The organism is Agrobacterium sp. 719_389, assembly GCF_900188475.1.
GTDB classification, from domain to species: Bacteria; Pseudomonadota; Alphaproteobacteria; order Rhizobiales; family Rhizobiaceae; genus Agrobacterium; species Agrobacterium radiobacter.
The window spans coordinates 205338-227020 of sequence record NZ_FYEM01000003.1 but is presented as its reverse complement, the minus strand read 5'-3'; the positions used below and the strand labels follow the sequence as shown (position 1 = coordinate 227020).

Annotated in this window: 23 protein-coding genes; 18 read left to right on the top strand and 5 right to left on the bottom strand. The window is 59.5% G+C overall.

The genetic code is table 11. The features are described 5' to 3' along the window. Positions 1-421: 421 nt before the first annotated feature. Positions 422-1228, bottom strand: a complete 807-nt coding sequence (locus CFB10_RS08025) for an undecaprenyl-diphosphate phosphatase (RefSeq protein WP_020011101.1) — start codon at positions 1226-1228, stop codon at positions 422-424. A 159-nt stretch (positions 1229-1387) separates the two neighbouring features. On the opposite strand from CFB10_RS08025, the gene CFB10_RS08020 reads away from it, so the two are divergent. The 13 genes from CFB10_RS08020 to guaA all read left to right on the top strand — a co-directional run bounded on the left by CFB10_RS08020 (position 1388) and on the right by guaA (position 14885). After that, positions 1388-2080, top strand: a complete 693-nt coding sequence (locus CFB10_RS08020) for a glutathione S-transferase family protein (RefSeq protein WP_003503856.1) — start codon at positions 1388-1390, stop codon at positions 2078-2080. A gap of 80 nt (positions 2081-2160) precedes the next feature. After that, positions 2161-3312: a tRNA epoxyqueuosine(34) reductase QueG gene (gene queG / locus CFB10_RS08015; protein WP_026363808.1), complete on the top strand. Its 1152-nt coding sequence runs from the start codon at positions 2161-2163 to the stop codon at positions 3310-3312. 3 nt (positions 3313-3315) lie between these two features. Continuing rightward, positions 3316-4188, top strand: a complete 873-nt coding sequence (locus CFB10_RS08010) for an SDR family oxidoreductase (protein ID WP_020011103.1) — start codon at positions 3316-3318, stop codon at positions 4186-4188. 427 nt (positions 4189-4615) lie between these two features. Continuing rightward, positions 4616-4984 carry a septal ring lytic transglycosylase RlpA family protein gene (locus tag CFB10_RS08005; RefSeq protein ID WP_003503862.1) on the top strand — a complete coding sequence of 123 codons (369 nt, stop codon included), beginning with the start codon at positions 4616-4618 and terminating at the stop codon, positions 4982-4984. A 61-nt stretch (positions 4985-5045) separates the two neighbouring features. Continuing rightward, the gene (locus CFB10_RS08000) at positions 5046-6335 is read left to right on the top strand and encodes an RsmB/NOP family class I SAM-dependent RNA methyltransferase (protein ID WP_026363809.1); all 1290 of its coding nucleotides are present in this window, start codon (positions 5046-5048) and stop codon (positions 6333-6335) included. Positions 6336-6490: 155 nt separating this feature from the next. After that, positions 6491-7768: an imelysin family protein gene (locus CFB10_RS07995; protein WP_020011106.1), complete on the top strand. Its 1278-nt coding sequence runs from the start codon at positions 6491-6493 to the stop codon at positions 7766-7768. Between the two features lie 41 nt (positions 7769-7809). Further along, on the top strand, positions 7810-9333 hold the full coding sequence (locus CFB10_RS07990) for a di-heme oxidoredictase family protein (RefSeq protein WP_026363810.1): 1524 nt from the start codon (positions 7810-7812) through the stop codon (positions 9331-9333). Then, positions 9333-10454 (top strand): imelysin family protein, encoded by a 1122-nt coding sequence (locus CFB10_RS07985; protein ID WP_020011108.1) that lies wholly within the window; start codon positions 9333-9335, stop codon positions 10452-10454. The genes CFB10_RS07990 and CFB10_RS07985 overlap by 1 nt, the downstream gene beginning before the upstream one ends. Positions 10455-10457: 3 nt before the next feature. Then, entirely contained in the window at positions 10458-11552 is a 1095-nt protein-coding gene (locus tag CFB10_RS07980; RefSeq protein ID WP_020011109.1) for a DUF1513 domain-containing protein, read from the top strand. 51 nt (positions 11553-11603) lie between these two features. Further along, entirely contained in the window at positions 11604-12056 is a 453-nt protein-coding gene (locus CFB10_RS07975) for a TspO/MBR family protein (protein ID WP_020011110.1), read from the top strand. Positions 12057-12139: 83 nt separating this feature from the next. Then, positions 12140-12589 carry a PaaI family thioesterase gene (locus tag CFB10_RS07970; protein WP_020011111.1) on the top strand — a complete coding sequence of 150 codons (450 nt, stop codon included), beginning with the start codon at positions 12140-12142 and terminating at the stop codon, positions 12587-12589. Further along, positions 12586-13224 carry a 5'-methylthioadenosine/S-adenosylhomocysteine nucleosidase gene (locus CFB10_RS07965; protein ID WP_020011112.1) on the top strand — a complete coding sequence of 213 codons (639 nt, stop codon included), beginning with the start codon at positions 12586-12588 and terminating at the stop codon, positions 13222-13224. Before CFB10_RS07970 ends, CFB10_RS07965 begins: the two co-directional genes overlap by 4 nt. A gap of 83 nt (positions 13225-13307) precedes the next feature. Further along, positions 13308-14885, top strand: coding sequence for a glutamine-hydrolyzing GMP synthase (guaA, locus tag CFB10_RS07960; RefSeq protein WP_020011113.1), 1578 nt, complete (start codon positions 13308-13310; stop codon positions 14883-14885). A gap of 71 nt (positions 14886-14956) precedes the next feature. On the opposite strand, the gene CFB10_RS07955 is transcribed toward guaA, so the two are convergent. Together CFB10_RS07955 and CFB10_RS07950 are read right to left on the bottom strand one after the other, a co-directional pair. Next, on the bottom strand, positions 14957-15445 hold the full coding sequence (locus CFB10_RS07955) for a hypothetical protein (protein WP_020011114.1): 489 nt from the start codon (positions 15443-15445) through the stop codon (positions 14957-14959). Positions 15446-15588: 143 nt separating this feature from the next. Then, on the bottom strand, positions 15589-16167 hold the full coding sequence (locus tag CFB10_RS07950) for a TetR/AcrR family transcriptional regulator (protein WP_020011115.1): 579 nt from the start codon (positions 16165-16167) through the stop codon (positions 15589-15591). A 359-nt stretch (positions 16168-16526) separates the two neighbouring features. On the opposite strand from CFB10_RS07950, the gene CFB10_RS07945 reads away from it, so the two are divergent. Both CFB10_RS07945 and CFB10_RS07940 read left to right on the top strand, forming a co-directional pair. Next, positions 16527-17228, top strand: coding sequence for an isoprenylcysteine carboxylmethyltransferase family protein (locus CFB10_RS07945; protein WP_020011116.1), 702 nt, complete (start codon positions 16527-16529; stop codon positions 17226-17228). 91 nt (positions 17229-17319) lie between these two features. Further along, the gene (locus tag CFB10_RS07940) at positions 17320-18036 is read left to right on the top strand and encodes a 2'-5' RNA ligase family protein (RefSeq protein WP_026363811.1); all 717 of its coding nucleotides are present in this window, start codon (positions 17320-17322) and stop codon (positions 18034-18036) included. A 203-nt stretch (positions 18037-18239) separates the two neighbouring features. Here CFB10_RS07940 and CFB10_RS24005 read toward each other — a convergent pair whose 3' ends face one another. Further along, on the bottom strand, positions 18240-18407 hold the full coding sequence (locus CFB10_RS24005; RefSeq protein ID WP_003503889.1) for a hypothetical protein: 168 nt from the start codon (positions 18405-18407) through the stop codon (positions 18240-18242). Positions 18408-18639: 232 nt separating this feature from the next. On the opposite strand from CFB10_RS24005, the gene CFB10_RS07930 reads away from it, so the two are divergent. From CFB10_RS07930 to CFB10_RS07920, 3 genes are all read left to right on the top strand, one after another. Further along, positions 18640-18987, top strand: a complete 348-nt coding sequence (locus CFB10_RS07930) for an ArsC family reductase (protein WP_020011119.1) — start codon at positions 18640-18642, stop codon at positions 18985-18987. 12 nt (positions 18988-18999) lie between these two features. Further along, a complete protein-coding gene (ybaK, locus tag CFB10_RS07925; protein WP_020011120.1) occupies positions 19000-19476 on the top strand; it encodes a Cys-tRNA(Pro) deacylase in 477 nt (158 codons plus the stop codon). 89 nt (positions 19477-19565) lie between these two features. Next, positions 19566-20804 (top strand): aminopeptidase, encoded by a 1239-nt coding sequence (locus CFB10_RS07920; protein ID WP_020011121.1) that lies wholly within the window; start codon positions 19566-19568, stop codon positions 20802-20804. Between the two features lie 6 nt (positions 20805-20810). Here the strand turns inward: CFB10_RS07920 and CFB10_RS07915 are convergent, their stop codons facing one another. After that, positions 20811-21674, bottom strand: coding sequence for an EamA family transporter (locus tag CFB10_RS07915; RefSeq protein ID WP_020011122.1), 864 nt, complete (start codon positions 21672-21674; stop codon positions 20811-20813). Positions 21675-21683: the final 9 nt, after the last annotated feature.

Sequence of the window (21683 nt, the reverse complement as noted above, 5' to 3'; positions counted from 1 at the left end):
AGGCAAGCGTGGCACAAGCGCAACTGTGGAAAAGACTTCGCATTAACCCGGTATTCAACAAGCTGCTTTATTGATATTCGCCACATTCCAAACATATCCCGAACCCTCACTTCACACACGGCGGCACGATCCGCGCGAACGAACGTCTGAAAGGCAATAATAAAATGGGCAGATCTATCGCACTCTTTTTTGCGTGTGCGGCTTTAGTGGTTCTGGCGGGTTCTTTCATGGCGCCGGGAACGGTTGCAGCGGGCAAGAGCGGCTGCGCTCCCGCCTATGGCGTCGACCCCTGCGCAACGGCTTCGATCAGCACCAACTGATCGGCTTTTAAAAGTTTCAAAGAAAAAGCGCCGCCGGTTCTCCGGGGCGCTTTTTCTGTTTCTGTTCATTCATCGCGGACGGGGTTATTCCCGTCCTCGGTTCAGCCGAAAACCAGAAGCGCAATCAGCCCCAGCGAACCGATGGCGATGCGCCACCAGGCGAAGGGTGCAAAGCCCCGCCGCGACACAAAATCCAGCAAAGAGCGCACAACAAAGAGGCCGGAGACAAAAGCGGCGATGAAACCGACGGCGATCAGCGCGCCGTCATCGAAGCTCAGCGCATCGCGGTTTTTATAAAGGTCGAGCGTGAAAGCGCCGAGCATGGTCGGCATCGCCAGAAAGAACGAAAACTCGGCGGCGGAGCGCTTGTCCGTGCCCATCAGCAGCGAACCGACGATTGTGGCGCCGGATCGCGACGTGCCGGGAATCATCGCAAGGCACTGGAAGAGGCCGATCTTGAAGGCAAGCGACGGCGGATAATCCATGATGTCGGTATATTTCGGTTTCAGCGGCATGCGGTCGACCGCAAGCAAAATGACGCCGCCGATGATCAGCACCACGCAGATGAGCATCGGCGTTTCAAACAGCACGGTCTTGATGAAATCATGCGCCAGGGCGCCGATTATCGCCGCCGGCAGGAAGGCGAGAGCGACGGCCAGCACGAAACGACGCGCCCTGGCGTTTGTCGGCAGGGCCAAGGCTATAGACACAAGCTTTTGAAAATAAACAAGAAGGATCGCAAGGATCGCGCCGAGCTGAATGAGGACGGCAAAGGTGTTGCCGGGTGATTTGAAGCCGAGGAAATGCCCGGCCAGCAGCACATGCGCCGTGGAGGAAACGGGGATGAACTCCGTCAGACCCTCGATAATGCCCAGCAGAAGCGCGCTGATGATCGATTGGTCACCCATGAGGTATCCTTCTTTTCAGGGGGAAAGTGGCAATGGAAGGCAATTGCGTTAAACTTGTTTTAAAGTAGCCAAGCTCTTATAGCGTCTTGATGAAGCGAAACTGAAAAAGTTTTCCGGCAAATGCCGATCATGACAACCAATCGTAAAAATTGAGTACCGATGCCAACTCTCTATCACTCTCCGATGTCGACCGCATCCCGGTTCGTTCGTCTGATCCTTGCGGAATACGGGTTCCAGACCGATCTCGTGGAGGAGCAGCCGTGGGAAAGACGGCGGGAGTTTCTGGCGCTCAATCCGGCCGGCACCCTGCCGGTCTATCTCGATGACAATATGCGCTCGCTGAGCGGGCCTTATGTGCTTGCCGAATTTCTCGATGAAACGCATGGCGTTCTGAAGCGCGACCGCCGGCTTCTGGCGGAAGACCCGTTTCAGCGCGCGGAAATCCGCCGCCTGACGGAGTGGTTTCTGCAGAAGATGGAAAATGACGTGACCCGGCCGCTGGTGCGGGAACGGGTCTATAAATTGCAGATGACGGCGGCCCAGGGCGGCGGACCGCCGGATTCCAAGCTGCTGCGCACCGCCCGCAACAATATCCGCCAGCATATCAAATATCTGGAATGGCTGGCCGGTTCGCGCACATGGCTCGCCGGCGATCGGTTGAGCTATGCCGACCTTGCCGCAGCCGCCGGCGTTTCGGTGCTGGACTATCTCGGCGAGATCAACTGGCTCGAAGCGCCGATTGCCAAAGAATGGTATCAGCGGCTGAAATCGCGCCCGTCCTTCCGGCCGTTCCTGAGCGAGCGCATTCCGCGCCTTGCCCCCTCCTCCCACTACGCCGATCTGGATTTCTAAGTTCCAGTCCTGCTGGTTGTTTGCTGTGGCCTGCGGCTCAGCCTATATATGCCGCAGAATAGCCCGCAGGAGAAACGACCATCGACGTCGCGAGCGAAAAGCAGCGGATACGCGCGCACAAACTGACGGACTTCGTTCGTCAGGAAGCGCTTTCGCTCGGCTTCGATCTCTGTCGCATCACCGCCCCAGACAGCATTCCGCTCGCGCCGGAACGGCTGAGACAGTTTCTCGACAACGGCTATCACGGCACGATGGCGTGGATGGAGGAAACGGAAGCCCGCCGGGCGGAGCCGAAAACGCTCTGGGGCGACGTGCGCTCCATCGTCATGTTCGGACTGAACTACGGCCCGGAAGAAGATCCGCGCGACCTGCTTTCCAAACCGGACAAGGCCGCCATTTCGGTCTATGCCCGCAACCGCGATTATCACGACATCATCAAGGGGCGGTTGAAGGAGATCGCAACCCGTTTTGCCGCGCGCGCCGGCGAGGATGTGAAGGTCTTTGTCGATACCGCGCCTGTGATGGAAAAGCCGCTCGCCGCCGCAGCCGGTCTCGGCTGGCAGGGCAAGCACACAAACCTAGTAAGCCGCACCCATGGCTCATGGCTGTTTCTCGGCAGCATGTTCACCACGGCCGAACTCTGTCTCGATGAGGCCGAAAAGGATCATTGCGGTTCCTGCCGCGCCTGTCTCGATGCCTGTCCGACGGCTGCCTTTCCCGCACCCTATCAATTGGACGCTCGCCGCTGCATCTCCTATCTCACCATCGAGCACAAGGGGCCGATCCCGCACGAGTTCCGGCCGATGATCGGCAACCGCATCTATGGCTGCGACGATTGCCTTGCCGCCTGTCCGTGGAACAAATTTGCGGCCAGCGCCTCCGAGATGAAACTGCAGGCGCGCGAGGATCTGAAGGAACCTTCCATCGCCTTCCTGCTCACGCTCGATGACGCTGCGTTTCGCAGTTTCTTCAGCGGCTCACCGGTCAAGCGCATCGGCCGCAATCGCTTCATCCGCAATGTGCTGATCGCGGCGGGAAACTCCGCAGACCGGCAATTCGTGGAACAATGCAAGGCGCTTGCGGAAACTGACCCTTCGCCCGAGGTGCGCGGCATGGCCGCATGGGCTTTGTCACGGCTTATGGACAGGGACGAATTCCGTACATACTCTGCCGGTCGCGCCCCGGAGCCTGATCCGGAGGCGGAAATGGAATGGCAACTGGCAGAGGCGTGAACCATGCATGTGATGATTTTTGGCGCGGGATATTCGGGCAAGGCCATTGCAAACGCGCTGAAACCCGAGGCCGCAAGCCTTTCCGGCACCACACGCAGCAAAGACAAGTTCGCAAGCCTCGCCGCAGCGGGCATGACGCCGTTCCTCTTTGACGGGGTCCATCTCAATGACGAGCTCATCACCGCCATGGGCAATGTGACGCATCTCGTACAATCCGTCGCGCCGGGCAGCGATGGCGATCCGTTGCTTGCGCTTCTGGGCGGCGATCTGGAAAAGTTCCTGCCCAATCTGACATGGGTCGCTTATCTTTCCACCGTCGGTGTTTATGGCGACCATCACGGCGCCTGGGTGGACGAGACGACACCCTGCCGCCCTGTTTCCGCGCGCTCCGTGGAACGGGTAGCCGCTGAGGCTGCCTGGACTGAAGCAGCCCAAAAGGCGAATGTGCCGCTTTCCATCCTGCGCCTGTCCGGAATTTATGGCCCGGGACGTAATGCCTTCATGAATTTCGAGAAGGGAACTGCGCGGCGGCTTGTGAAGAAGGACCAGGTGTTCAATCGCATCCGCGTCGAGGATATCGGTGCCGCACTTGCCTTTCTGGCACGAAAAAACGAACGCGGTATCTTCAACGTGACAGATGATGAACCCTGCCCGCCGCAGGATGTGGTGAGCTTCGCAGCGACGCTGATGGGCGTGGAATCGCCGCCCGAGCAGGCTTTTGAAACCGCCGATCTGACGCCGATGGCGCGCTCTTTCTATGGCGAGAACAAGCGCGTTTCGAACGCCAGAATACGCGATCTTGGCTTCGATTTCCGCTTTCCGGAGTACAGACTCTCCCTGAAACAATTGTGGGAAAACGGCCTCTGGCGAGGCTGAGAATGGTCCCATCGAAAGCGATGAAAAATCCTTCCAATCCGGCTTTTGCGGATGGTTTTCGTCTTATTTCAGCTAATTAGGACTTTATTAACCATCCAAAAATCACTAAAATCGTAGTCATTAGAAAAATATTTCACTCACATTTCGTGAAGTGGATTCACGAAGCCGTGACTTGCAACAACATTTCCATTGAGCGTTGATTCTGCATTATTTTTTCCGAATTGTGACAGGGATGGCCAGACGACGCCTTTCCGGCTAACGATCACGAATATTACAGACTGTAACAGTTCGTGATTTGAGATCAGCTTTTTTTCGCCATTTTTCCCTCGCCCTACAATCTCGCATCAAAAGGCGTTCAGGCCAGTTCATGGCCGTTTAGCAAGGGCACAATCAATCGGCGCGGGGCCGATTTTCAGGGAAGCACAGTTTGTTGAATATCCGTCGTATAACTTTCACCGCTGCAACTATCGCCGCCTGTTCCATCATTGCGCCTCTTCAGGCGAATGCGGCAAATGGTTGTGGAGGCGCATCGTGGTATGCGTTGACCTCCAAGACTGCTTCTGGCGAGCGCATGAACGCCGCCAACCTGACCGCCGCCCACCGCTCGCTGCGGTTCGGCACCAAGGTCAAGGTGACCAATGCCCGCAATGGCAAGGCCGTTGTGGTGCGCATCAACGACCGCGGGCCGTTCATCAAGGGTCGCGTTCTCGATCTTTCCAAGGCGGCCGCCAAGAACATCGGCATGATCAACTCCGGCACCGCCAAGGTTTGCTACGAGATCGTCAAGGCCGATTGAGCCTTGCCCTCGCCGCCATTCGCGTCTACCAACCGGGCTTATCAGAAGAACGAGGTAGACAATGCGTTTAGGCGGGCGTTTGGCCGGAGCAATCGAAGTATTGGCGGATATTGAGGGACGCAGGCGTCCCGTCGCCGATGCTCTGAAAGATTGGGGCCTTGCCCATCGTTTCGCCGGTTCCGGCGACCGGGCGGCAATCGGCAACATCGTCTATGACGCGCTGCGCATGAAACTGTCGCACGCCTGGCTGATGGATGACGATAGCGCCACCTCTCTCGGTTATGCGGTTCTGCTGCGCCAATGGGGCAAGAGCTTTTCGGACCTTTCGGCAGAATTCGACGGCGACAAATTCGCTCCCGCCGCACCGGACGAACAAAGGCAACAGGCCTTTCTCTCCCGTTCCCTCGATGACGCACCGGCCCATATTCAGGGCGACATACCCGAATGGGTGCAATCTTCCCTCGAAACGGCATTCGGAGAGCGCTGGCTCGCCGAGGCGCAGGCGCTGAACGAGCGCCCCACGCTTGATCTGCGCGCCAATACCTTGAAAGCGACGCGCGACAAGGTGCTAAAGGCTTTGGAAGAAAGCGGCGCGGAAGCCACACGTATCGCCCGGCAGGGCGTGCGCATTCCCGCCGGCGAGGGCCCTTCCCGCCTGCCGAACGTCACCGCCGAACTGTCCTTCCAGAAAGGCTGGTTCGAAGTGCAGGACGAGGGCTCGCAGATTGTTGCCGATCTTGCAGGTGCGCATGAAGGCGAACAGATCCTCGATTATTGCGCGGGCGGCGGCGGCAAGACGCTGGCCATGGCTGCCAGCATGAACAATAAGGGCCAGGTCCACGCCTTTGACGCCGACCGCAAGCGCCTTGCGCCCATCATCGAGCGGCTGAAGCGGGCCGGCACGCGCAATGTGCAGGTCCATGACCGCGCATCAGGCCTTACGCCGTTTCAGGGAAAATTTGACCGCGTTCTGGTGGACGCGCCCTGCACTGGCACCGGAACCTGGCGCCGACGCCCCGATACCAAATGGCGGCTGACGGCGCGCAATCTGGAAGAGCGCGTGCAGCAGCAGGGCGAGGCGCTTTCGCAGGCCAAGGGTTTCGTGCGCCCGGGCGGAGAGCTGCTTTATGTCACCTGTTCGGTTCTCCCCGAAGAAAACGAGCAGCAGGTCAAGCGTTTCTGCGCGGACAACCCGGAATTTTCCATCGGCTCTGCACTGGAACGCTGGCAGACGACTTTTGGGGGCAATGCGAATAAACCGCACTCTTCCGACGGGATGACAGTGACGCTGACGCCTGCAACCACAGATACGGATGGCTTCTTCTTCTGCTTGATGAAACGCAAAGCGTAACACCCTCTTTGCAAGCACTGATTTTACTTGAAAAACAGCCCTCGATCTTGTTTCAAAGCATTCTAAACTAGAATGTTTGACACAAGTTTGTGATTGGGTCAGAACTCGCTTGCCGCGGCGCGAAGTCATTTCGCGCCTGCCGAAGGAGAGGGATCATGATCCGCAAAACAATTCTCAGCGCTTCTTTTGCGCTTCTTGCCGCATCTGCGGCTTTCACCGCGCTCCCCGCACAGGCCGCCACTGACGCGGCCGCCGTCGTCAAGCATTATGCTGATGTCGCGCATGCGAAATACGAGGATTCGCTGACCACGGCGAAGGCGCTGGACAAGGCTATCGATGCGCTGATCGCAACGCCGAGCGAAGAAACCCTGAAAGCCGCACGGGAAGCATGGATCAAAGCGCGCGTTCCCTACCAGCAGTCGGAAGTCTATCGTTTCGGCAACCCTGTCGTTGACGCCTGGGAAGGCAAGGTCAACGCCTGGCCGCTGGATGAAGGCCTGATCGATTACGTCGACGCCTCCTATGGCACGGAAAGCGACGAGAACGAGCTTTATGTCGCCAACATCATCGCCAATTCGAAGATCAAGATCAGCGGCGAAGAGGTCGATGCCTCCAAGATCACCCCTGAACTGATCGAAAGCCTGCACGAGGCGGGCGATGTCGAAGCCAATGTGACCACCGGTTACCACGCCATCGAGTTCCTGCTCTGGGGTCAGGATCTGAACGGCACCGGACCGGGCGCGGGCAACCGCCCCTATACCGATTATGACAAGGCGAAATGCACGAACGGCAATTGCGACCGCCGCGCCGATTACCTGAAATCCGCCTCCACCCTGCTGATCAAGGACCTTCAGGAGATGGTGGATGCCTGGGCGCCGGAAGGCGAAGCCACGAAGACAGTGGAAGCCGATCCGAAAGCGGGCCTGACCGCCATTCTCACCGGCATGGGCTCGCTCTCCTATGGCGAGCTGGCCGGCGAACGCATGAAGCTCGGTCTTCTGCTGCACGATCCGGAAGAGGAGCATGATTGCTTCTCGGACAACACCTATAATTCGCATCTCAACGACGCCATCGGCATCGCGTCTGCCTATACCGGCAACTATACCCGCGTGGACGGCACGAAGATGACCGGTGCATCGCTTGCGGAACTGGTGGGCGCCAAGGACAAGGCGCTGAACGACGAGATGACGGCGAAGCTGAACAAGACGCTCGACGCCATGCATGCCATGGAAAAGCGTGCCCAAACGGTCGAGGTCTACGACCAGATGATCGGCGAAGGCAACAAGGAAGGCAACGCCGTGGTTCAGGCGGCCATCGATGGTCTCATCGACCAGACGAAGACCGTCGAACGCGTCATCGCCGCACTCGATCTCGGCAAGATCGAGCTTGAAGGATCCGACAGCCTCGACAATCCGACCGCCGTTTCCAAGTAAGTGCCAAGGCGGGCCGCAGACTGCTGCGGCCCGTTACGCCCATGCGATTTCTACTGCCGCCGATCCGTAAGCCGTTCTTCCTCACCGGGGCAGCCTGCCTTGTGGCATCGATGACGCTTGCCGAACCGGCGCGTGACGAGATGACGGAGGAAGACCGGAGCGGCCGCCAGACCATGACCGCGCCGACGACGGATTTTACCGCGCAGGAGCCCCTCGAGGCCATGTCCGGCGGGGCGGCGACCAGCACCAGCAAGGCCGATAGCGGCGCGTTTTCACATCCCTCCGCCACCATGCCGTTCGAGCGGAAACTGGATTTCAAGCTCGGCAATGCGCTGTTCCAGAAGCTCTGGGTCTCCTCCCCCTCATCCACACAGGCCTCGGACGGGCTCGGACCACTTTATAATGCCCGGTCCTGCCAGACGTGCCATGTGAAGGACGGCAGAGGCCGCCCACCGCTTGCCGGGGAAGACTCCGTCTCCATGTTTCTGCGGCTGGCCCGGCCGGCCCGCAACGAGGCGGAACGGACGGCGATTGCGCGTCACGAGGTGCTGAATTTTCCCGACGAGACCTATGGCCGGCAGCTTCAGAACCTGGCCATTCCCGGCCTCGCCGCAGAAGGCAAGCCGGTCGTCACCTATGTCGAAAAGCCCGTGCGGCGGGCCGATGGCGAGGTGGTGATACTGCGCAAGCCCGCTTATGCCGTCGCCAATCTACAATATGGCCCTCTCGGTCCTGACACGACGCTTTCGGCGCGAATTGCCATGCCCACCCTCGGGCTTGGGTTGATCGAGGCTATTGCCGAGGCCGATATTCTGGCTAACGCCGATCCGGACGACAAAAATGGCGATGGCATTTCCGGCCGCCCGGCCTTTGTGCGGGACCACCGGACCGGCGAGGTGAAGCTCGGGCGGTTTGGCTGGAAAGCCCAGAATGCGAGCGTCCGAGACCAGAGCGCCAGCGCCTTCTCCCACGATATCGGCATTTCCACACGGGATGCTCCGAACGCCTATGGCGATTGCGCCGACGTCCAGAAGGACTGTCTTGCCATGCCGACGGGCGTACAGCCAAGGCTCGGGCCAGTGGAGGCCCCGGACCCTGTCCTTGATCTCGTGACCTTCTACACCGAGAACCTCGCTGTGCCGCAGCGCCGTAATGTGGGTGATCCCACCGTTTTGCAGGGAAAGCAGCTTTTCTACACATCCGGCTGCGCATCCTGTCACACCCCGAAATTCGTCACACGCCGTGATGCGAGCGACCCTATGCATGCTTCCCAGCTGATCTGGCCCTATTCGGATTTTCTGCTGCATGACATGGGAGAAGAACTTGCCGACGGCCAGCAGGTCGGCGAAGCAGATGGGCAGGAATGGCGAACCCAGCCGCTCTGGGCTATCGGCCTGACGCAACGGGTGAACGGCAACAATTTTTACCTGCATGACGGCCGGGCGCGCAGCCTGACGGAAGCGATATTATGGCATGGCGGCGAAGCGCAAAAAGCGCGCGACGCCTTCGCCGCCTTGCAAAAATCCGACCGGCAGGCTTTGCTGGCTTTTCTGGAGTCCCTTTGATGAAAAATGCCATGCGAAAAATTTCCGGCCTCTTCTCCGTGCTGCTGCTTTTGACCATGCAGCCTGCGGGCGCGCAGGATGTGGAACTGATGCCGCCGCCGCCGCTTGATCCGGCGCAGGTGCGGGGCGTGATGGAAAAAGCAGTGAACGGCTTCATCCGCCCCGGCTATGACCGCTTTCGCCAATCGGCAGAGAAGCTGGAAGGCAGCATGAAGGCCCTCTGCGCCGCCCCTTCCAAAACAGCGGATGAGGCGGCCAAGGCGGCCTTCGCCGATACGGTCTCCAGCTGGTCCATCATCGAGATCGTGCGCGTCGGCCCGGTGATCGAACATAACCGTTTCGAACGCGTGCTCTATTACCCCGACAAGAAGGGTCTCGGCCTGAAACAGGTGCAGCGTTACCTTGCGGAGAAAGATGAGAGCGTCACCAGCGCCGACAGCCTGAAAGGCAAGAGTGTCGCGGCACAGGGCCTCGGCGCACTGGAATTCGTACTTTACGGCACCGGTGCCGATGAACTTCTCGACAAGAAGGGTGATTTCCGTTGCCGCTACGGCGCAGCGATTGCCGGCAACGTCGCCAATCTGGCAGCGGAGCTTTCCGACAGCTGGAACGCACCTGATGGCGCGCAGAAAAACTGGACGCAGCCGGGCGCGGACAATCCCGTCTTTCGCGACGAGCGCGAGGCGCTGGTTGCACTGCTCGGCATTCTCGTCCACGGCTCCGAAGCGATCCGCGACCAGCGCATCGAGACCTTCTACAAGGGGCCGGACAAGGTGAAATTTCCCCGCACGGCCATTTACTGGCGGTCCGGCCTGACCTGGAAAAGCATCGCTGAAAACATCAGGGCCGTTCAGACCCTTCTGCACACGGCGGATATGGTCGAGCTCGTGCCGCCGGACCAGCGCTCCATCGTCAACTCCATCGATTTCATCGCCAAATCGATGATCCGCATCGCGGGAACGATCGATACCGATGTGGAAAAGGCGCTGGACGACGATCAGCAGCGCGCCAAGGTGGATTATCTGCTGCTCAACGGCAAGGACCTTATCTATCGCCTCAACGACCAATATGGCGGCGCCATCGGTCTCAGCTCCGGCTTTTCCTTCGCCGACGGAGACTAACAGATGACGACAGGCGAAAAGCGGATGCTGATAGACCGGCGCAGCTTCATCAAGGCTGCGGGCATTCCGTTCCTTGCGACGCTCGCTCCCGGCTCGCTGCATGCGCTAGAACGCGCCGATGCCGTCTTCGCTTCAGCCTTTCGCGCCCGTGACGGTTCCTACGGCATTGCGACTGTGAGCGAGCGCGGCGAGATCATCGACCGCGTTGCCCTTCCCGCCCGCGCCCATGGAATGGCGACGAGCCATGCGACCGGCATGACGGTGGCCTTTGCGCGCCGGCCCGGCACCTTCTTCATGGCCTTCGACCCCCTGCGCCGCCGTGAGCCTGTCGTGATGCACACGCCGGAAAACCGCCACTTCTACGGCCACGGGCAATTCTCGCCCGATGGCGCAACCCTCTACGCCAGCGAAAACGACTTCGATGGCAATCGCGGCGTTATCGGCCTCTACGATGCCCGCAACGGATTTGCCCGCATCGGCGAATATGACGCCCACGGCATCGGCACCCATGACATGACGGTGAGCGATGACGGAAAGCTGATCGTGATCGCCAATGGCGGCATCGAAACTCACCCGGATTTCGGCCGCACCAAACTCAATACCGACAACATGCAGCCGTCGCTCGTACTTCTGGACGCCGCAAGCGGTCAGCTGATCCAGAAACATGCGATGCCGGATCGGTTGCGGCAGCTCTCCACCCGCCATGTCGATCTTGGCGACGACGGACGCGTCTGGTTTGCCTGCCAATATGAGGGACCGCGCAACGATCTCCCGCCGCTTGTCGGCCATTTCTCAAAGGGCGAGGACCTTGTCTTCGTCGATCTGCCCGAGGAAACGACGGTGCGCCTTGCCAATTATGTCGGGGCCATCGCCGTCAACCGACGTGAGGGTCTGGTGGGCCTCACCTCGCCCAACGGCAACGCCGCCGTGACCCTGGATGCAAAAACCGGCCGTGTCGTATCCGAGGTGACGGTGCGGGAGGCAGCGGGCGTCGCGCCTGCCGCGAGCGGAATTGCGGTTTCTTCCTATGACGGATTTTTCGAAGCCATTCGCAGCGACGTGGCATGGGACCAGCACATCGTGCGAATTTCCGGCTAAAATACTGAAAAGCCACGGGAACAAAAGTCCGGCCGGCGCATTGGATGCGTCATGAAAAACCTTACCGTGTACATTGTTTTCGTGGTTGCAGTTGTTGCCATTGGGGCGCTGATCGGCGTCAACAATGTGCCGGGCGAATGGTATCAATCGCTGCAGAAACCATTCTTCAATCCGCCCAACTGGATCTTCGGCCCGGTCTGGACGACGCTTTACGTGATGATCGGCATCGCCGGCGCGCGGACGTGGATCCGCAAACCCATGGGGACGCGCATGCGTCTCTGGTTCACGCAGATGGTGCTGAATTTCCTGTGGTCGCCGATGTTTTTCGGCATGCAAAGCCCGACAGGCGCGCTTGTCGTCATCATTCCGATGCTGATCTGCATCATCGCTTTCATCACGCTCACCTATAGTCGTGACAGGATATCGATGTGGCTGTTCGTGCCCTATGCGCTTTGGGTCGCCTTTGCCACGATGCTGAACGCGAGTATCGACTGGCTGAACTAAATTTTGCCTGCGCAACCCTTGCCTTGCCCGCTGCCACGCGCCATGTCAGTTTGCGATGGGGACTAAAAGCAGGCAGGTAGGCCATGGAGATCACGGATCCCGGCGATTTTCGTCAGCGGATAGAAAGAAGCTTTGCGCGACAGGGTGTCGTGCAGGCAATCGATGCGCAGATAAGCCGCATCGAACACCGGCTGGTGGAAATCGAACTGCCTTTTCATGAAAAGCTGACGCAGCAGCACGGCATATTGCATGCCGGTGTCATCGCCGCCGGTCTGGACACGGCCTGCACCTATGCCGCCTATACGATCATCGAACCGGAAGCTTCGCTGCTCACCATCGAGTTCAAGGTCAACCTCATGTCGCCCGGACGCGGCGAGCGGTTCCTGTTTCGTGGCGAAATCATCAAGCCCGGAAACAACCTGATCGTGGCAAATGGCCGCGCCTATGCGCTTTCGGACGGCCCGGCAAAGCTGATCGCCTCCATGACGGGGACGATGATGGTGGTGAAAGGTCGTGAGGATATTACCGGATGAGCTACCGGCTTTCGCATGTTGCGGACAAATCCATTCTTTTCGTCATGGCGGCCTCCGCTGAATACGGCCCCCACCTGCAGGCGCGCATCGCGCCGTTGATGACGGGCGTGGGACCGGTCGAGGCGGCGATTTCGGTCACGGCAATTCTTGCCGGGCTCGATGCGGCGGACCATCTGCCTGACCTTGTCGTTTCGCTCGGCTCCGCCGGCTCGCGAACATTGGACCAGACGGGCATCTATCAGGCGACTTCGGTTTCCTATCGCGACATGGATGCCTCCGCCTTCGGGTTCGAGAAGGGCCGCACCCCGTTTCTCGATCTGCCGGCCGAGGTGGCCTTGCCCCTACGCATACCCGATATTGCCGAGGCGCGGCTTTCCACGGGCGCCAATATCGTCTCCGGCGCGGCCTATGGGGCGATCGACGCCGACATGGTGGAAATGGAAACCTATGCCGTGCTCCGCGCCTGCCAGCGCTTCGGTGTGCCGCTCGTCAGCCTGCGCGGTATTTCCGATGGCAAGGCCGATGTGAACCACGTAGACGACTGGACAGAATACCTGCACATCATCGATGAAAAGCTCGCAGACGCCGTCGACCGGCTTTGCCGCGCCATTGAAGACGGTGCGATCGCCCTTTAAAACCTTGCGATTTTCGCAAATTTCCGCTGTTTGACACCCGCTTCCGGGTTGCCTAAAGCCGCCATTTTCTTTAAAGGCTCGCCATGACCCAGATAGCCCATCCCGACAGCATTCTCATCATCGATTTCGGCAGCCAGGTGACGCAGCTGATTGCGCGCCGCATCCGCGAAGCCGGGGTCTATTGCGAAATCCATCCGTTCCAGAATGCCGCAGAGGCGTTTGAGAAGCTTCAGCCCAAGGGCGTGATCTTCTCCGGCGGCCCCGCATCCGTGACGGCGGAAGGAAGCCCGCGCGCGCCGCAGGCGGTGTTCGACAGCAAGGTTCCGATCCTTGGCATCTGCTACGGCCAGCAGACGCTCTGCACCCAGCTCGGCGGCGTTGTCGAGGGTGGCCATGCGGCGGAATTCGGCCGGGCCGATATCGACATCAAGAAGGCAAGCCCGCTTTTTGAAGGTTTCTGGGAACAGGGCAAAAGCTATCCCGTCTGGATGAGCCACGGCGACCGTGTGACGAAGCTGCCGGAAGGTTTCGAGGTCATCGCAACCTCCGAGAACGCGCCTTTCGCCATCGCTGCCGACGAGACGCGCCACTATTACACCACCATGTTCCACCCGGAAGTGGTGCATACGCCTGATGGCGGCAAGCTGCTCTCCAACTTCGTGCACAAGATCGTTGGCCTCAAATCCGACTGGACGATGGCGGCCTATCGCGCCGAAATGATCCGCAAGATCCGCGAGCAGGTCGGCACCGGCCGCGTGCTCTGCGCACTCTCCGGCGGCGTCGATTCCTCGGTTGCGGCAATCCTCATCCACGAGGCGATCGGCGACCAGCTGACCTGCGTTTACGTGGACCACGGCCTGATGCGGATGGGCGAAAGCGAACAGGTCGTCGGCATGTTCCGCGACCATTACAATATTCCGCTTGTTCATGTTGACGCCGCCGATCTGTTCCTCGGCGAACTTTCGGGTGTTTCCGACCCGGAAGTGAAACGCAAGACCATCGGCCGCCTGTTCATCGAGGTCTTCGAGGCAGAAGCGGCCAAGATCGCCGCAGATGGCAAGGGTGCTCCGAATTTCCTCGCACAGGGCACGCTTTACCCTGACGTCATCGAAAGCGTCTCCTTCTCCGGCGGCCCCTCCGTCACCATCAAGAGCCACCACAATGTCGGCGGTCTTCCCGAACGCATGAACATGCAGCTGGTGGAGCCGCTGCGCGAGCTCTTCAAGGATGAGGTGCGTGCGCTTGGCCGCGAACTCGGCCTGCCGGACAGCTTCATCGGCCGCCACCCCTTCCCCGGTCCGGGTCTGGCAATCCGCTGCCCCGGCGCGATCACCCGCGAGAAGCTCGACATTCTGCGCAAGGCGGATGCGATCTATCTCGATGAAATCCGCAAGGCTGGTCTCTACGATACCATCTGGCAGGCTTTTGCCGTGCTCCTGCCGGTGCAGACCGTCGGTGTCATGGGCGATTACCGCACCTATGACTTCGTCTGCGCGCTGCGCGCTGTGACCTCGGTGGATGGCATGACGGCGGATTTCTATCCCTACGACATGAATTTCCTCGGCCGCGCGGCAACCCGCATCATCAACGAAGTGCGCGGCATCAATCGCGTCGTCTATGACGTGACGAGCAAGCCGCCCGGCACGATCGAGTGGGAATAGGACCATCATCGACACGGCGACGTTGCTGCCGCAACGCCACCGCATCGAACGCAGTTAAGATGACGCCGCGACTAGTTCGCGGCGTTTCTGTTTTGCCGGGTGAGATAGATCATCTGGGCCACCAGACCGACCACGAGGATCACCAGCAACCCTGCCTGAACACCCAGAAGCAGCGGTGATTTCAGGTCCGTAACCAGAGGGTGACCGTCCGGAACACGACGCAGGATTTCGCTGGCCGTCGGGACCATCAAAAGGAACGCAGTGATGCTGAGACAGATGGTTTCAATATATCTGGCCGGGCGCGTTGCCCCCAGAACACGTTCAATGCCGTAACCTGCAAGCAGGAACAGGATGGTCAGGACGCCAATGCCGTAACTGATCGGCTGATGCGCCACGAGGAAGACAGTCGCAGCGCCAATCAGCATGGAGACAAGATAGAGGGTGCCCGGCGCTGATCGCGGAACGATTCGGCCGTGGCGGGCAAACATATAAATGGCGGCGGGAATGGCCGGCAGGCTTCCAAGTGTATGGATCCAGCCAAGCGGAGAAATTCCGAACATGAGAGATTGCCTTTCTTGTCCAAGGGACGGGGGTGGGCCGGGAAGCAGACCGTCATCGACACATCCGCCAGCTTAATGCTGTCTATTTTTTCGGTGGCACGCCGCCCGGGCCACGCCTTCACGTTCCCCGCGAGGCTCCGATTTTAAGCGGTCATGCGCTCCAGCAGGGGGCGGGTTATTGCACCAAAAGTCGTGGCGTCACCGTGAGCACGGGCGGAAAGCATCGCGCCATGCACGGTGGCCATGAAGATTTCAGCATTGGCTCTGGCAGTCCCGCTCAGCGCGATGCGCCCCTGAGCAACGCCGCGTTCCAGAACGGCAGTGAGCCAGTCCGAGAGACTTCGAAAATGCGCGCGCACTTCAAGAACGACTGCTTCAGGCAGAACCGGAATTTCACTGGCGAGCAGAGCGCAGACGCAGAAGGGATGAGTGGCCTCAGCGATACAGCCCTCCCAATAACCGATATAGGCGCGAAGCTGTTCGAGCGGATCGGAAACGTTCCGCTCAAGTTCGGCGATACCGGCTTCCGCCTCCTGCCTGTATTGCGCAACCAGTTTTTGGACCAGATCGGTCTTGCTGGGAAAATGGTGGTGAATGCTCGCATTGCGAATACCGACCACAGCGGAAATATCGGCATAGCTGAAACTGTTATAGCCGCCCTTTATGATCAGGGCGCGTGCGCAACGAAGAATTTCATCAGCTTTGGTTTGTGGATTTTTCATATCGATTGCCTACCAATTAGTAGGTAGAATGTCAACCGAAGCCGTTTAACTTATAGCTGCTGACGGAATCTCGCCGGCAACCAGATGCGCGCGGGGCCGATATTACGGGACATACCGACTGCCGAAAGCGACTAAAAAATGAACCACCAAACAGGGATCGCCCACTCCGGTCCGCAAGCAACTGTCGCGCGGTCGGCTAGCCCCGACACCGCTTATGCGTTTGACTTTCTGTGCTTTTTTGCCAGTATTCGACCGTCTTTCGCAGAGTATCACCGACCCGGCACCGCTTTAATGGGGTAATCAGTCCACCAGGAAAAGCTGCGTTGGTCCTGCCAAGGACAACAGAAGGAAACCCATCGATGACATCCGATGCCGATCCGAAGCCTATGTCACGCACCGCCGCGATCCTTTACGCCATCATGTCACCGCTCGGCCTGATCGCCCTGATCTTTTTGCCTGCGGGCAGGATCGACTGGCGCCCGGGCTGGATTTTCGTGGTCGTCGTCGCCGTTTCTTTTGGCCTTTCCGCGCTGGTATTGGCGCGTGTGAACCCGGTCATTTTCCGCGCGCGCAGCCGGTTCCAGCCGGGCACCAAGAAATGGGACCTGATCCTGGTCACCATGATACTTTTGGCTTTTTTCGCTGAAATCCCGGTTGCTGCATTCGATGCCGGCCGGATGGCGTGGTCTGTCGTGCCGCTCTCGGCCGTCCTGCTCGGTTACATCCTGCTTGTCGGCGGCATCGCGGTTACGGCCTGGGCCCAAGCCGTCAATCCGTTCTTCGAGCCCGGGGTCCGTATCCAAAGCGAACGCGGGCAGCGGGTGGTCACGTCGGGCCCATACCGTATCGTGCGCCACCCCGGTTACACGGCCGCAATCGGCATGTTCACTGGCATACCGCTCGCATTGAGTTCCTGGATAGCCCTGCTCCCCGCCGCTTTGGCCATCGTGCTGCTGATCATCCGTACTGGCTGGGAAGACCGCCTGCTGCAGGCCGAATTGCCCGGTTATTCTGAATATGCCCGTCAAAGGCGCTATCGGCTGTTTCCCGCTATCTGGTGAACGTCGCAAAGCTCTTGTTCTCTTTTTGTTCTTTCAATTTTAACCGGTGATGATAATATCGCGGCCTTGGCAAAGGCCATGGAGCATCATCATGAGTTTCGAGTTGGCAGAGGAAGGAGGCTCAAGGCAGCTTTGCTTCGAAGGGTGGGAGCCGGAGAAAATACGGCGTTTCAATCCGCGATCAAGCAGCAAGCTGCTGATCATGCTGAAACCGCCGGCAACCTTGGCGGAACGAATTTTTGCCGATGCGTCGCGCCATGCCGGAGGGCGGACGAAGCGTGAGGCCTATCCGCCGGAGCTTCTGCATATAACCCTGCTCTGTGTCGGATGTTTTGAGACCGTGCCTCACGGGCTGGTACATCGGCTGAAGTCGGCGCTCGGGGAAATCAAGGCGCGACCCGTTCCGATCACATTCGATGGAACGTCACTTTTCGGCAATCGCAACAGTCTGGCGCTACGCAGCAGCAGCGAGATGCAGGAACTTAAGGCTCTGGCGAAGATGGCACAGCGCGCCCTCTGGCGAGCAAACCTGCCCTATGTCGCCATATCGTCTTTTACGCCGCATCTCACCATGATCTACGGTTGCGGGAAAATCGAACTGATGCCGGTTGAAAAACCCTATAGCTGGCTGGCGGGGAACTTCGAACTTGTGCTCAGCCACAACGGCGAAACACGACATGAGTTGCTGGAGCGCTTCGCACTTTCGCCAAAAGCAGACCGTTATGAGCGGCCTGAAAGCCAGTTACATTTGTCGGGAAAAGTGATCGGGCCTTCGAAACGGCCGATGCAAAGGGCGGCGATGCGATAAGATGCACCCGAAGCGACATAGCACTTCCCACGCCGATAGTCGTTTCAGCATCCGCTGTTGAACGCTATACGGAACCTTTTTCTTGCGAAGCCGGGGCGCTTTTCGCGCCATCAGCGTATCCACCGCGCCCGTCGAAAAGCGATCCGGTTGTCGATCCTGAGCGCAAGCGAGGCGGTATCGCCTCGCAACGGACAATCACCAGCTTAGAGCTGTACCTTGTCGAAAGCCTTACCGTCGATACCGAGAGCTTCGAGATCGGCACGGGCGGGCTTGCGATGTGCGCGAACAGCGGCCGAAACCGAGAGCGCTGCACCGAGAACGGCGAAAGTTTCGCCGAAGAAGTTACGCGATGTCTTTGCAACCTGACGCATTTTTCTCTCCATCTTTGATGCCCAGATAATGGGCATTTCGGCCCCGTTCTACAACTCATGATGCAGCAGGGAAGCCATGCAGCTTTGCTCGCGCTCGTTCGGATATCAGCTATTGCGATTTCGCATGGCTCAGCCGCCACTCTTCCCAACGACGCAGGGCATTTCAGCGGCGGGTTGAATAAGGCGGATATTTTGTTATGCCGAAGAGCTTGAAGACAAAGAGGCTGGCAGCATGACGATCACCATTTACGGCATCAAGAACTGCGACACGATGAAGAAGGCCAGAAGCTGGCTGGAGATCCATGGCGTCGACTATTCTTTCCATGACTACAAGGCGTCGGGCATCGACCGCGCCCATCTGGAAACATGGTGTGACGCCGCCGGCTGGGAAACGGTTCTCAACCGCGCCGGCACCACCTTCAAAAAACTCGACGACGGCCAGAAAACCGACCTGACCCGTGAGAAGGCTATCGCGCTGATGCTGCAGCAGCCTTCCATGATCAAGCGCCCGGTGCTGGAGGCGAAGGGCAAGATAACTGTCGGTTTCAAGCCTGAAACCTACCAGACCCTTTTTGCGTGACTGCAACCCGCCATGTCCAAAACAACCCGCGCCACCCAGATGCTGGCCAAGGCAGGCGTTGCCTTCACCACTGTGACCTATGATTACGACCCGAGTGCCGACCGCATCGGCCTGCAGGCGGCCGAGGCGATCGGTGAGCCGCCGCATCTGGTGCTGAAAACGTTGATGGCGGAGCTGGACGGCAAGCCGGTCTGCGTTGTCGTCCCTTCGGATCGTGAAGTCAGCATGAAGAAGCTGGCCGCCGCCTTCGGAGGCAAATCCGCCAGCATGATGAAGCCCGCCGATGCCGAGCGCGCCACCGGTTACCATGTCGGCGGCATCAGCCCTTTCGGGCAGAAGAAACAGGTGCCGACGGCCATCGAGGCCGGGGCGATCACGCATGATTATGTCTACATGAATGGCGGGCAGCGTGGCTTGCAAGTGAGGCTTTCGCCCCGCGATGCCCAAATGGCGCTGAAGGCCATTGCCGCACCGCTGGTCGCTGATTGACGCGCTGGGAAGCATGCCTGAAAGCGTTTGGCTTTCGGGAGGAATGGGCTATGGTCGGCGCCTCCGATTGAAATAGACGAAGGCAGATCATGACCGTTTCTCCCATCGATCCCGTGAAACTCGAAAAACTGGCTGAAGTCGCCGTCAAGGTCGGCCTGCAATTGCAGAAGGACCAGGATCTGGTGATCACCGCGCCGCTGGCAGCGTTGCCGCTGGTGCGATTTTTGACCAAACACGCCTATCTGGCGGGTGGCGGACTGGTCACCACCTTTTATTCCGATGAAGAAACCACGCTTTCGCGCTATCGCCATGCCAGCGACTCCAATTTCGACCGTGCTTCCGGCTGGCTTTATGAGGGCATGGCAAAGGCCTATGCCAATGGCGCGGCGCGGCTTGCAATCGCCGGCGATAACCCCATGCTGCTGGCCGAACAGGACCCGGCCAAGGTGGCGCGCGCCAACAAGGCCAACTCCACCGCCTACAAGCCGGCGCTGGAGAAGATTTCCAATTTCGACATCAACTGGAACATCATCTCCTATCCCAACCCCTCCTGGGCAAAGCAGGTCTTTCCCGATGTGACGGAAGACGAAGCGGTCCGTAAGCTCGCGGATGCCATCTTCGCCGCCTCGCGGGTGGATCTGGCCGATCCGGTCGCCGCATGGGCGCAGCATAATGCCAATCTCGCCAAGCGCTCGGCATGGCTGAACGGCGAACGCTTCGCTTCGCTGCATTTCACCGGCCCCGGCACGGATGTGAAGATCGGCCTCGCGGACGGCCACGAATGGCATGGCGGCGCCTCTACCGCCAAGAATGGTGTGACCTGCAACCCGAATATTCCGACTGAAGAAGTGTTCACCACACCACATGCGCTGTGCGTGGATGGTTACGTTTCCAGCACCAAGCCGCTGTCGCATCAGGGAACGCTGATCGACGATATCCAGGTGAAGTTCGAGGCAGGCCGCATCGTCGAAGCCAAGGCGTCCAAGGGCGAAGCTGTATTGAACAAGGTGCTCGACACCGATGAGGGTGCGCGGCGTCTGGGCGAAGTGGCTCTGGTGCCGCATTCCTCGCCGATTTCGGCAAGCGGCATCCTGTTCTACAACACGCTGTTCGATGAAAACGCCTCGTGCCACATCGCGCTCGGCCAGTGCTATTCGAAATGCTTCCTTGACGGCGCCTCGCTGTCGCAGGAGCAGATCACGGCGCAGGGCGGCAATTCCAGCCTGATCCACATCGACTGGATGATCGGCTCCGACAAGGTGGACATTGATGGCGTGAAGCCGGATGGCTCCACGGTTCCGGTGATGCGCAAGGGCGAATGGGCCTGACGGGACCTATCTCGGCAACTGGCTGCGCTGACTGAGCCAGATGCTGAAAAGCACCGCGACGAAACCTGCGACCTGTGCTGGCGCGAGGCTTTGGCCAAGCGCCAGCCAGCCGAGCAGGGTTGCAACGACCGGGCTTAGAAAGCCGAGCGATGCGGCGGCGGAAGGTTCGATACGGGTCAGCCCGCGGAACCACAGGAAATAGGTCAAGGCGGCGCCGATAATACCCAGATAGGTCATGCCGAGAATATTGGCCGCTGTCGGTGTCGGCAGGGCCGGCTCCAGGAAATAGGCGACCGGCAGCAGCAGGATGCCGCCGGCCGTCAGTTGCCACGCGGTGAATGTGAGGTTCGACACCGGCGGCCGCCATTTGCGGGTCAGCACCGTTCCAAAAGCCATGGATACGGCGCCGGCGAGACCCGCCGCCACGCCGATACCATCCAGTGCCGCACCCGGCGCCAGAACCAGAAGCGCGACACCGACAATACCCAGAAAACCGGCTGCGATGGCCAGCGGCCGAACGGGTGCTGAGAGAAACAGCCGGGAGAGGCCAATCACGATCAGGGGCTGGACTGCGCCCACCGTTGCCGCCACGCCGCCCGGCAGCCGATAGGCTGAAACAAAAAGCATTGCCCAGAAGAACGAGAAATTCAGCGCCCCGAGAATGAAGCTGCGCGGCCACCAGACGCCCTGCGGCAGCTTTCTCACGAAAAGCAGCAGGAGCACGCCGGCCGGCAATGCGCGCAGCATGGCGACATGCAGGGGATATCCCTGTGGCAAAAATTCCGTCGTGACGAAATAGGTGGTTCCCCAAATGGCCGGGGCAAGGGCGGTCACCAGCACATCGGCGGCATAGGTCGTATTTTTCTTCATTTCAAGAAT

Excerpts from the sequence above, each read along its gene's own strand:
- CFB10_RS07915 (WP_020011122.1), bottom strand. The coding sequence starts at position 21,674 with ATGAAGAAAAATACGACCTATGCCGCCGATGTGCTGGTGACCGCCCTT.
- CFB10_RS08025 (WP_020011101.1), bottom strand. The coding sequence starts at position 1,228 with ATGGGTGACCAATCGATCATCAGCGCGCTTCTGCTGGGCATTATCGAG.
- CFB10_RS07955 (WP_020011114.1), bottom strand. The coding sequence starts at position 15,445 with ATGTTCGGAATTTCTCCGCTTGGCTGGATCCATACACTTGGAAGCCTG.
- CFB10_RS07920 (WP_020011121.1), top strand. The coding sequence starts at position 19,566 with ATGACCGTTTCTCCCATCGATCCCGTGAAACTCGAAAAACTGGCTGAA.
- CFB10_RS07990 (WP_026363810.1), top strand. The coding sequence starts at position 7,810 with ATGCGATTTCTACTGCCGCCGATCCGTAAGCCGTTCTTCCTCACCGGG.
- CFB10_RS07995 (WP_020011106.1), top strand. The coding sequence starts at position 6,491 with ATGATCCGCAAAACAATTCTCAGCGCTTCTTTTGCGCTTCTTGCCGCA.
- CFB10_RS07980 (WP_020011109.1), top strand. The coding sequence starts at position 10,458 with ATGACGACAGGCGAAAAGCGGATGCTGATAGACCGGCGCAGCTTCATC.
- CFB10_RS07940 (WP_026363811.1), top strand. The coding sequence starts at position 17,320 with ATGAGTTTCGAGTTGGCAGAGGAAGGAGGCTCAAGGCAGCTTTGCTTC.
- CFB10_RS07965 (WP_020011112.1), top strand. The coding sequence starts at position 12,586 with ATGAGCTACCGGCTTTCGCATGTTGCGGACAAATCCATTCTTTTCGTC.
- CFB10_RS08000 (WP_026363809.1), top strand. The coding sequence starts at position 5,046 with ATGCGTTTAGGCGGGCGTTTGGCCGGAGCAATCGAAGTATTGGCGGAT.
- CFB10_RS07945 (WP_020011116.1), top strand. The coding sequence starts at position 16,527 with ATGACATCCGATGCCGATCCGAAGCCTATGTCACGCACCGCCGCGATC.
- CFB10_RS07975 (WP_020011110.1), top strand. The coding sequence starts at position 11,604 with ATGAAAAACCTTACCGTGTACATTGTTTTCGTGGTTGCAGTTGTTGCC.
- ybaK (WP_020011120.1), top strand. The coding sequence starts at position 19,000 with ATGTCCAAAACAACCCGCGCCACCCAGATGCTGGCCAAGGCAGGCGTT.
- CFB10_RS08010 (WP_020011103.1), top strand. The coding sequence starts at position 3,316 with ATGCATGTGATGATTTTTGGCGCGGGATATTCGGGCAAGGCCATTGCA.
- CFB10_RS07970 (WP_020011111.1), top strand. The coding sequence starts at position 12,140 with ATGGAGATCACGGATCCCGGCGATTTTCGTCAGCGGATAGAAAGAAGC.
- CFB10_RS07985 (WP_020011108.1), top strand. The coding sequence starts at position 9,333 with ATGAAAAATGCCATGCGAAAAATTTCCGGCCTCTTCTCCGTGCTGCTG.
- CFB10_RS24005 (WP_003503889.1), bottom strand. The coding sequence starts at position 18,407 with ATGCGTCAGGTTGCAAAGACATCGCGTAACTTCTTCGGCGAAACTTTC.
- CFB10_RS07950 (WP_020011115.1), bottom strand. The coding sequence starts at position 16,167 with ATGAAAAATCCACAAACCAAAGCTGATGAAATTCTTCGTTGCGCACGC.
- guaA (WP_020011113.1), top strand. The coding sequence starts at position 13,308 with ATGACCCAGATAGCCCATCCCGACAGCATTCTCATCATCGATTTCGGC.
- CFB10_RS07930 (WP_020011119.1), top strand. The coding sequence starts at position 18,640 with ATGACGATCACCATTTACGGCATCAAGAACTGCGACACGATGAAGAAG.
- CFB10_RS08020 (WP_003503856.1), top strand. The coding sequence starts at position 1,388 with ATGCCAACTCTCTATCACTCTCCGATGTCGACCGCATCCCGGTTCGTT.